A 9,650-nucleotide genomic window follows, 5' to 3' on the forward strand; every position below is an offset into this window, starting at 1 on the left:
GTAGCGCGGTGGTCCCACCTGACCCCATGCCGAACTCAGAAGTGAAACGCCGTAGCGCCGATGGTAGTGTGGGGCCTCCCCATGCGAGAGTAGGGAACTGCCAGGCATCAAACAAGTGAAGAAACCCTGAACGAAAGTTCAGGGTTTTTTTACGTCTATATAACGCTGAAATTGCATGCAATCGCCCTAATTTCACCCCAAAAATCCCTTACTAATCACAAATTAGCACCTTCAACGTCATCCAATTCCCGAAACCGCCCAACACGTGCTTTACTGAATCCTTTGGCATTAATTTATCGCAAGGAAATGAGGTAAGACATGACCGACTCACTACAACAAAAAGTGGCACCATCTGAATCAACGATAAACAGCAAACAGCGCATCTGGGCGATTGTTGGCGCATCATCAGGCAATCTGGTCGAATGGTTTGATTTCTACGTTTACTCCTTTTTCTCACTCTATTTCGCGCATGTATTCTTCCCGGCAGGCGATACCACTACGCAGTTACTGCAAACAGCAGGTGTATTCGCCGCTGGATTTTTGATGCGTCCGATTGGTGGCTGGCTGTTTGGCTATATCGCCGATCGCCATGGACGTAAAAACTCAATGCTGATTTCTGTCTGCATGATGTGTTTAGGCTCCCTGGTGATCGCCTGCCTGCCAGGGTACGGCGAAATTGGCGTAGCGGCACCGGTGATCCTGCTGCTGGCGCGTATGTTTCAAGGGTTGTCAGTGGGAGGAGAGTATGGCACCAGCGCCACTTACATGAGTGAAGTCGCTTTAGAGGGCCGTAAAGGATTTTACGCATCATTCCAGTACGTGACGCTGATCGGCGGGCAGCTGTTAGCGGTACTTACCGTAGTGGTGCTGCAACAGATCCTCAGCGACGAAGAGTTGCGCAGTTGGGGTTGGCGTATCCCCTTCTTCCTTGGCGCAGTGCTGGCTGTGGTCGCTCTGTGGCTGCGTCGCTCACTGAATGAAACCTCCGAGAAAAAGAATCGGGAACATAAAGATGCGGGCAGCGTTATGGGTTTGCTGCGCAATCACTCACGCGCATTTCTGATGGTATTGGGCTTTACTGCCGGCGGTTCACTGAGCTTCTACACCTTTACCACCTACATGCAAAAGTATCTCGTCAACACGGCAGGGATGGATGCACGCAGCGCCAGTGGATTGATGACAGCTGCATTATTCGTCTTCATGTTGATTCAGCCGATCGTTGGAGCGCTTTCAGATAAGATCGGTCGTCGATCCTCGATGATGATCTTTGGTGCGGGTGCAGCGATCTGTACCGTACCGATCCTGATGATGCTGCAAAATGTGCAGAGCGGTTGGGCCGCATTTGCACTGATCATGCTGGCGCTGATTATCACCAGCTTCTATACCGCCATCAGTGGCATTCTGAAAGCAGAAATGTTCCCGCCAGAAGTGCGCGCGCTAGGTGTTGGCTTATCTTATGCGGTGGCTAATGCGATCTTTGGTGGTTCGGCCGAGTATGTCGCTTTACTGCTGAAGAAAGAGGGGATTGAAACCAGTTTCTTCTGGTATGTGTCGGCGATGGGGGCGTTGGCCTTCGTTATTTCCCTGATGCTCCATCGCAGAGGGAAGGGCATTACACTGTGATTATTGGCTTAAATTCCACAAGGCAACGCCAGTGGCCGCTCCCGCAACGTCATAACTGAGATCTTTCCAACTCCAGCCGCTCCCCGAAGAGCGGCTGTCATATAACTCTTTTCCTACGCCAAAACTCAGCGAGAACAAAAAGCCAAAACGTAAATTTTGTCCACGGCTTTGATGCTGGTGTTGGGAGATTTCACTGCCGGCAGCGGCTAGCACGGCAGAAGAGAAGAAGTGTTCGGCTTTGTCCTTACCGGTCCAGTTATCTTGAGCCACATGCGCACATCCACTACAAAGTAAAACTACGCAGAGGGTGAACGCACGCATCTGCTAGAGTAAGCGACTGATAAGACGGTCAATACGGATACGGCGTAGACGACGGATTAACTTACGTACCTTCGCCGGATAGTAAGAAATACTCTCTAATTCGCGGAAGTGCTGGACCGTCGTGGTATGTTCACGAATCAACGCCAGCTCTTTCTCGCGCTGTTCTGCCAGCTCATTCTTCGGATCATGGATAAGCACCGCATTTTCCAAATCCAGTCGCCAGGCGCGCGGATTAAGGTTATTACCGGTAATCATCATCCACTCGTCATCCACCCAAATGCCTTTTAGGTGATAACTGTTTTCGCCGTCTTTCCACAAACGCACCGTCAACTGGCCATTATTGACGTAATACTGCAAACGGCTCAGAAAGCGTCGCAGGTTGATCTCATACAGATAGGGCAGTGCGCCGATGATTTTAAACGGCTGGTCAGGCGGGATGTAGAAATCGTTGGCGGTTTTATCGCCCACGATGATCTCCACTTCTTTACCCTGACGCAGCAGGTGGATCAGATTACGCACCAGGATCGCTGGCAGGTTGAAGTAAGGCGTGCACAGCGTCAGTTTACGCTCGGCGCACGGCATCAAATGGAAGATGGTTTTATTGAGCAGACTGCGTTTGCCAAGGCCCACCAGCGGCGTGACCGCCAGTGAGTCATTGTCAGTATTCCCCGCGAACTGGTAGTTAAAACTGCGCAAATCCTGGCGGAACTGGCGTGTTTCGTTTTTAATTTCAGGGCTGGATGGACGCTCAGTCTGGTCAAGGCGATTAACCGCATCGGACTGCTTGAGATTTTCGCAAATCCACGCGTACATGGTGTCCGCCAATTGTGGATTGCGGATTAGCTGATAGCGATCATAGCGATATTTATCATGCTGATGCAGATAAACATCATTCAGGCTGGCGCCGCTATACAGTAAGGTGTCATCAATAATGAAGCCTTTAAGATGCAGTACGCCAAGTGCTTCACGCGTGTTAACGGGAATGCCATACACTGGAATAGCGATATCGGGATGCTGTGCTGCCATCTCGCAATACCAATCAGCATTGGTCAGTCCACGAGCGGCGCCAATTCGGCCACGCTGCGCGCGATGCCAATCCACCAGAATGCTGATATCCAGCTCCGGACGTGCCTGACGCGCAGCATAGAGTGCCTGCATGATGCCACGCCCGCCGTCGTCGTTCTCGAGATAGAGCGCGGCGATGCAGATGCGTTTTTCAGCCGCAGCGATTTTCGTCAGCAGGGTCTTACGGAACTCGGCAGGCGAGTAAAGCGTGGTCACATCCGACACGGATTGTGACAGTTTAGGCAGCTGTGCGAGGTGTTGTTGGTGTTTATTGCGTTTAAATTTAGACAACATCACAGTGCACTTCTTCTCTGTTCATTGCATGGCCTTTTGCCATCAAATCATGATCCTAACGGTAAATAATAACATCAACCGGCCTGATAAGGAGGATTTTTACCTTTCTGTACAGGATATCATCACGCCTCACCGAGCGGTAAATTCAGGCTGACAATGCCATCATCCAATTGAATATTCACACGAAAATTCAGTTTTCGTGCCAGCGTAATCATGCCGGTGTTGTGTGGCATGGTGATACCGTTCAATTGTTGCAGACCATGATCGCGCGTATAGCGGATCATCTTTTCCAGCAATCGTCTGCCCATCCCGAGTCCTTTAAGATCGGAGCGCACCAGCACCGAAAACTCCGCATCAATGTTATCGGCATCTGAGATCGCACGCGTCACACCAATAATCTCATCATTCCCGTCGTGCTGTCGTACTGCAACAATGGCCATCTCTCGGTCATAGTCGATTTGGGTCATGTTGGCGAGATCCTCATGCGTGAACTCATTGATCTCACTGAAATAACGATAATAAAGGTCTTCCTTCGTTACCTGAGCGATAAACGCGCGCAGTTGTGGTTCATCTTCCGGCAAGATAGGACGGAACAGGCAATACTGCCCATCTTTCAGCTGTACTTGTTCTTCAAGATGATGCGGGTAAGGACGGATAGCCAGACGCGCTTCGTTATCACCGGTAAAGGGCGCGAGTTGCAGCGTGACATCCAGCAAGGTGAATTCATTAGCGGATGCCAGCAGCGGATGGATATCCAGCCGCTGGATCTCCGGGCAATCTACCACCAGATTTGAAACCTGCACCAGCAATTGGCTTAGCCCGGCAATATCCAGTGGACGCAACGCACTGCGACTGCGCACTTTGCCGCTCTTCATCGCCTGAATCACCAGATAGCGCGCCAGCGTCATGTTCAATGGGGGGAGTGCGACGGCAGCCTGTTTATCGGCCTGCCACTCTACGCCGCCTTCACCCAGCATAATGATGGGACCAAACAGCGGATCTTGCTCCACCACCACGCGTAATTCCTGCGCACCCGCACGATTCGCCATGCTTTGTACCAGCAATCCATCAATTCGGGCTTGAGGATGGGTATGGCGCACGCGATCAAATATCGCTTCAGCGGCCTGCTCGACCTCCTCACAACTGCGCAGATACAGCATCACGCCCTGAACTTCTGATTTGTGTGGAATATCCGGCGACCGCAGCTTAAGCGCCACCGGATAACCAATCTGATCGGCAATAGTGGCGGCCTCACGGCTGTCACTCGCAATCCAGGTCGGTAGCGTCGACAAACCATACGCTTGCAGCACCGGCTGCACTTCGTGGGTATCCAGCGTGTTGATCCCCTGATCCAGCGCTTGCTGAATCAACTGGTGCGCCTGCGTACTATTTTGTGTCAGGCCTATCGGCAAAGCGGGGGTTTCACGCAATTGCTTCTGGTTACGGCGATATTCGACCTGGTGCATGAAAGCGGTCACCGTGCCTTCCGGCGTGCGCCAGGTGGGGATTCCGGCCTGAGTGAAAGCACGACGAGCGGCTTGTGACGAGTATTCGCCACACCAGTTAGTGAGAAGTGTCACCTGTTTGCCGCGCGGATGTTTTGCCACTGCCGCAATAATTTGCTCGGCCGTTTCGGTGGCGGGAGACACGGCGCTCGGGGCATGGATAATCATTAATGCATCGAGTTCATGGCTATCCAGTAGTTGTTCAATGCAGGCAACATAGCGCGCTGGGGTGGCATCGTCCTTGAGATCCAGCGGATTACCGCGGCCAACGCCCTCGGGCAACAACGTGGTCAAGGCTTGTAAAGTCTCATCACTCAGCGTAGCCAGTTTGCCATTACGCGCGTACAGCTCATCCAGTGCTAAGGCAGCGGGGGCTGCGCCATTGCTGATGATCATCAATCTATCCCCTCGCAATGGACGCATATGGCTCAGCGATTCCACCGCTGAAAACAGTTCATGCGTGTCCTGCACCCGCAGCAAACCGGCACGCTGAATCGCGGCATCCCATGCTGCATCCAGCCCGCTGAGTGTGCCAATCATCGCCTGTGCCTGATGGCTGCGACCGCTTTTGATCACCAGAATCGGTTTATTGCGTGAGGCGCTACGAGAGGCCGAAACAAAGCGGCGCGCATCACTGAGATGCTCCAGATAGAGCAGAATAGCGCTGGTTTTACCGTCACGCGCCAGGAAATCCAGCAAATCATCAACATCAATATCCAGACTGTCGCCCAAAGCGATAAACCAGGAGAAGCCGAGATTGCGCTGCTGAGCCCAATCAAGAATGGTGTTGGATACCGCAGCGGATTGAGAAATAAAGGCAATGCGTCCTTTTGCGATCGGCACCGGCGAGAAGCTGGCGTTTAATCCTTGCCACGGGGCCAGCAATCCCAGACTGTTCGGGCCGAGCAGGCGGATTTGCCACTGGCTGGCACAGGCCTTCAATTCTTCAAGCTGACTGGCGGGCGAGGAGAGAATGATGCAGGCTTTGCAGCCTTTTTCACCCAGCTGCTGCAGCAGCTCCAGATTGCGTTTGGCATGAGTACAGATAATGGCGAGATCGGGCGCGAACGGCAGGCTGGCAATATCCGGCCAGGCCAGCACACCGCTTACGGCTTTATACTTCGGCGTGACCGGCAGCACCGGACCGCTAAATCCGCCAGCCAGCAAATTACGCATCATAAAGTAGCCGGCGCGCCCCGGTGTAACTGACGCACCAATCACCGCGATTGATTTAGGTCGTAACAGTGCTTCCAGTCCGCGTTGGCTCATCATCCGCTCCCGACATCAAGATTGGCATGATTGTAAACGCTTTTTACTCTGCTTGCCGACTCGCCGATCGCAGGCTGAGGATCTCTTTAAGGTTCCAGCGCTTTAAATGGCCGATGTACTGCATATTCTGCTCGCTATGCCATGCTGAGACATCTCCATCACGCAGATGCATGAGATCAGCCGGACTGACCCAGCTCGCCTGTCCCTGAAGTAGCTCGACGCCTGCATGGCGATATCCTGCGATGACGAATTCTGAGCAGAAGAAGCGATTGGCTTGAGGATCGTCAACGTCGGCGAGTTGCACGCGCGCTAATGCAGTGAGACAGGCACTGCGTAGATTTTCATGCATCAGCGGCAGCTCGCAGACGCGGCGCGAAACCATAAACGGCATGAACATCACGATACCTTTGAAATTGTATTTTTTGCCTTGTTGCTGGTGGGCAAATTCGCGCAACAGCGAGCTTTGGTCTTGAGTGAGGCTGGGCACGCGTAGCACCAACACATTATTACTCTCCTCAATAGCCTGTTGCAGCGGAATGATTTTGACACCACTGCCCACGGCTTCCGCCACTTGCCGATCACCCAGGTAGATTGCGGCATGGCTGACACCGCTGAAGCTAATCAGGCGAATGCCCCAGGATTGAGGCGAGGTGGCAGAGGAGAGCAGCAAATCACCGGGCTGCAATTCAGCAACACTAATCATGCCACCTGGACGTGTGCTAACGGATTGTAACTGCAGTGGGTAAGGGCGGTCAGTTTGCGGTGCCGTGCTGCAGCCCGCTATCAGCAGCACAACAAGCCACCAGACTTTCATAGCGCATCATCCTTATGTTGGGAGCCAACTCCATGGCGATGTGCGACTATAAATCAAACGGACGAGTTAAAAAATCAGGCGATCCCTACAGCACACTTTCCTGATAGTGCACAGGATGATGCGGCTTGCCTGCCAAATAAGCGTGACGGAAATGCTCAAAATGCTGCTGTAACGCGCTTGCTGCCTCAGCATCGCCAGCCTGTTCCAGCAGCGCGGCGGCCACTTCAGCGGTACAATGCTGGCCCTCGCCGTGCGCTTCCCGCAGCGTGTAGCGCGACGGTGTGGAAACGTTGAGTGACATCACCGGGAACGCATCCAGCCAGGGGCTTTTGCGGAACATTTTGCGGGCTTCGGTCCAGGTGCCATCCAGCATAATAAATAGCGGTGGTTTGCCGGTGAGCGGAGGTGTGGTGAGGACTTCCCTGCCTGCATCGGCATACGAGCCCGGAAATACTACCAGTGGCTGATAATCGGTGGTTTGCACTGCTGTGAGCATCGCTTCATCAGGTTCGGTGCGTGACCAGCCAAACGCCAGCGTATCAGGCAGGATATCGGCAATCAGGCGTCCGGTATTACTGGGTTTCATTGGCTCGGTATCGAACATCACCAGACAAAAACGGCTGCGTGCTAGCTGTGGTTGCAGCGTGGCACACAGGCAATTTTTTTGCGGCAACAGACAACGCTGGCAACGCAACACGCGATTGCCACGGGCAAGAAACGGGCGCGTAGCGCGTGCTAAACGTTGCGCACGTAAGCGCAGAACGGCATTTTCAGACATAGAATCGCAGGCAGGAAAAAAACGCCAGTTTAATGGAAGGCTAACGGCAAGGCCAGCACAGGGGCTGGCCTGAGGTGCTTAAAGTGATTCGTCGAGCCACTCATTAAACGGCGCTTTGGGCATTGCCCCGTTTAACATGTCGACCATCTCACCTTTTTTGAACACCATAATGGTCGGGATACTGCGGATGCGGAAGCGTGAGCTGAGTGCCGGTTCGGCTTCCGTGTTCACTTTCACAAAGCGCACTTTACCGCGGCGTTCGTCAGCGACATCCTTAAAAACAGGCGCGAAGTTCACGCATGGGCCGCACCATGGCGCCCAGAAGTCGATCACCACGGGCAGATCGTCCTGCAAATATTTATCCAGCGTGGCTGCGGTGGCATTCACGACTTCACCATTGAACAGCTCGTCGCCACAGCGACCACACTTGGCGCCATCGGCAATGCGTTCCTCGGGAACGCGATTAGTTGCCTGACAGGAGGCACATACAGTATTCATCGTCACCTCAAACCGGACCTGTAAATGTTATGATTGCCGAACATTATGAAAAGGTTGAGTGCTATGCTCAATCTGGATTGCCCAATAGGTTCAATAGTTGATAGCTAAGCTCCAGCACATCAGGTAATCTTCGCGCTCTCAATGCAGGAGGAACAAATGAACGACGAATTTAAAGGCAAAAGCGGCAAGGTAAAAGTGATGTATGTACGTGATGAGGATGCAGGCCAAAAGCCAAATCCCCGTACCGGCAAAGGCGGCCGTCCTGCTGCGCGCCAGGAAGATAATCGTCGTTCTGGTCCTCGTACTGCAAGTAATAATGAAGAAGGTGGTCGCAGCAGTGCAGGTGGACGCGGAACGCCCGCGCGTGATGCACGCAATGCTGACCGCGGTCGCAGCTTCGGTCGTCGCGATGATCGTGATGACAACCGCAGCTTCGGTGATTCTCCGTGGCGCACCGTTTCTCGTCCGCCAGTGGCTGATGACAGCCAGGTTGATGATGCAGCCAGCAACAAGCCGGTGATCGACCCCGAGCAGATTCGCCGTCAGCGTCAGGAAGAGACGCGCGTTTACGGCGAAAATGCCTGCCAGGCGCTGTTTGCCAGCCGCCCAGAGAGCATTGTACGTGCCTGGTTTATCCAGAGCGTCACCCCGCGCTTCCGCGAAACGCTGCGTTGGTTAGCGGCCAACCGTAAAGCCTACCACGTGGTGGATGATGCCGAGCTGACTAAGGCTTCAGGCACCGAACACCACGGCGGCGTGTGCTTCATCATCAAGAAACGTATGGGCATGGAAGTCTCTGAGTGGCTGAAAAAAGCGGATACCAGGGATTGCGTGCTGGCGCTGGAAGATGTCAGCAACCCGCACAATCTCGGTGGCATCATGCGTAGCTGCGCACACTTCGGTGTGAAAGGTTTGCTGGTCAACGACGCGTCGCTGCTGGAATCGGGCGCGGCAGTGCGTACCGCAGAAGGTGGCGCAGAACATGTGCAGGCGATCAGCGGTGAAAGTTTTGCTAGTGGCCTTGAAGCCTTCCGCAAAGCGGGTTACACCATTGTCACCACCTCCAGCCATGAAGGCACGCCGCTGGCGAAAGCTGAGCTGCCAGCCAAAATGGTGTTGGTACTGGGTCAGGAGCGTGAAGGTCTGTCCGACAGCGCCTTCCAGCAGGGTGATATCAGCCTGTCGATTGGCGGTACCGGCAACGTTGAGAGTCTTAACGTCTCCGTGGCGACTGGCATTCTGCTCGCCGAATGGTGGCGCCAGAACGCATAAAAGAAAACGGGCCTTCGGGCCTAATGCCAGTCAGTTAAGCCTGACTGGCATTTTTTCTTCTGGCTGTCGGATATTTATAGGGTCTCTCTTTCACCACCCCTGGGAACGAGCGCTCCCGTCGTCCCGGTAGTCTGACCATCTCTGCTATCGAACTTACGTCCTTTACCAGTTCCGGGATACGCCCAGGCGAAGCGCCTTCAAGTGTCCAGAG

General features: G+C 53.7%; 8 protein-coding genes, 1 rRNA gene and 1 pseudogene. 3 read left to right on the top strand and 7 right to left on the bottom strand.

Annotated features, from left to right (window positions below; genetic code table 11):
• Both rrf and WFP70_RS26315 read left to right on the top strand, forming a co-directional pair.
• Positions 1-106, top strand: a 5S ribosomal RNA gene (gene rrf, locus WFP70_RS26310); the annotation flags it as partial.
• Positions 107-318: 212 nt separating this feature from the next.
• Positions 319-1,623: an MFS family transporter gene (locus WFP70_RS26315; RefSeq protein ID WP_337024882.1), complete on the top strand. Its 1,305-nt coding sequence runs from the start codon at positions 319-321 to the stop codon at positions 1,621-1,623.
• Here WFP70_RS26315 and WFP70_RS26320 read toward each other — a convergent pair whose 3' ends face one another.
• The 6 genes from WFP70_RS26320 to trxC form a co-directional block, all read right to left on the bottom strand.
• Positions 1,624-1,944, bottom strand: coding sequence for a YfiM family lipoprotein (locus tag WFP70_RS26320; RefSeq protein ID WP_337024883.1), 321 nt, complete (start codon positions 1,942-1,944; stop codon positions 1,624-1,626). It lies immediately after the preceding gene.
• 3 nt (positions 1,945-1,947) lie between these two features.
• Positions 1,948-3,303, bottom strand: coding sequence for a CDP-diacylglycerol--serine O-phosphatidyltransferase (pssA, locus tag WFP70_RS26325; protein WP_337024884.1), 1,356 nt, complete (start codon positions 3,301-3,303; stop codon positions 1,948-1,950).
• Between the two features lie 122 nt (positions 3,304-3,425).
• Complete coding sequence (locus WFP70_RS26335) at positions 3,426-6,077, bottom strand: bifunctional acetate--CoA ligase family protein/GNAT family N-acetyltransferase (protein WP_337024885.1); 2,652 nt, start codon at positions 6,075-6,077, stop codon at positions 3,426-3,428.
• 43 nt (positions 6,078-6,120) lie between these two features.
• On the bottom strand, positions 6,121-6,891 hold the full coding sequence (locus tag WFP70_RS26340; protein WP_337024886.1) for a YaeF family permuted papain-like enzyme: 771 nt from the start codon (positions 6,889-6,891) through the stop codon (positions 6,121-6,123).
• 85 nt (positions 6,892-6,976) lie between these two features.
• Positions 6,977-7,669, bottom strand: coding sequence for a tRNA-uridine aminocarboxypropyltransferase (locus tag WFP70_RS26345; protein ID WP_337024887.1), 693 nt, complete (start codon positions 7,667-7,669; stop codon positions 6,977-6,979).
• A gap of 78 nt (positions 7,670-7,747) precedes the next feature.
• Positions 7,748-8,167 carry a thioredoxin TrxC gene (gene trxC / locus WFP70_RS26350; RefSeq protein WP_038645267.1) on the bottom strand — a complete coding sequence of 140 codons (420 nt, stop codon included), beginning with the start codon at positions 8,165-8,167 and terminating at the stop codon, positions 7,748-7,750.
• 156 nt (positions 8,168-8,323) lie between these two features.
• On the opposite strand from trxC, the gene WFP70_RS26355 reads away from it, so the two are divergent.
• The gene (locus WFP70_RS26355) at positions 8,324-9,439 is read left to right on the top strand and encodes a tRNA/rRNA methyltransferase (protein ID WP_337024888.1); all 1,116 of its coding nucleotides are present in this window, start codon (positions 8,324-8,326) and stop codon (positions 9,437-9,439) included.
• Between the two features lie 34 nt (positions 9,440-9,473).
• Here the strand turns inward: WFP70_RS26355 and WFP70_RS26360 are convergent.
• Positions 9,474-9,650, bottom strand: a pseudogene (locus WFP70_RS26360) (IS4 family transposase); the annotation flags it as partial.

The organism is Pantoea sp. USMM079, from assembly GCF_037153115.1.
Classification (GTDB): Bacteria; Pseudomonadota; Gammaproteobacteria; order Enterobacterales; family Enterobacteriaceae; genus Pantoea; species Pantoea communis.

What these genes read in the sequence shown, in the direction of transcription:
- WFP70_RS26315 (WP_337024882.1), top strand. Translation starts at nt 319, where the DNA reads ATGACCGACTCACTACAACAAAAAGTGGCACCATCTGAATCAACGATA.
- WFP70_RS26320 (WP_337024883.1), bottom strand. Translation starts at nt 1,944, where the DNA reads ATGCGTGCGTTCACCCTCTGCGTAGTTTTACTTTGTAGTGGATGTGCG.
- pssA (WP_337024884.1), bottom strand. Translation starts at nt 3,303, where the DNA reads ATGTTGTCTAAATTTAAACGCAATAAACACCAACAACACCTCGCACAG.
- WFP70_RS26335 (WP_337024885.1), bottom strand. Translation starts at nt 6,077, where the DNA reads ATGAGCCAACGCGGACTGGAAGCACTGTTACGACCTAAATCAATCGCG.
- WFP70_RS26340 (WP_337024886.1), bottom strand. Translation starts at nt 6,891, where the DNA reads ATGAAAGTCTGGTGGCTTGTTGTGCTGCTGATAGCGGGCTGCAGCACG.
- WFP70_RS26345 (WP_337024887.1), bottom strand. Translation starts at nt 7,669, where the DNA reads ATGTCTGAAAATGCCGTTCTGCGCTTACGTGCGCAACGTTTAGCACGC.
- trxC (WP_038645267.1), bottom strand. Translation starts at nt 8,167, where the DNA reads ATGAATACTGTATGTGCCTCCTGTCAGGCAACTAATCGCGTTCCCGAG.
- WFP70_RS26355 (WP_337024888.1), top strand. Translation starts at nt 8,324, where the DNA reads ATGAACGACGAATTTAAAGGCAAAAGCGGCAAGGTAAAAGTGATGTAT.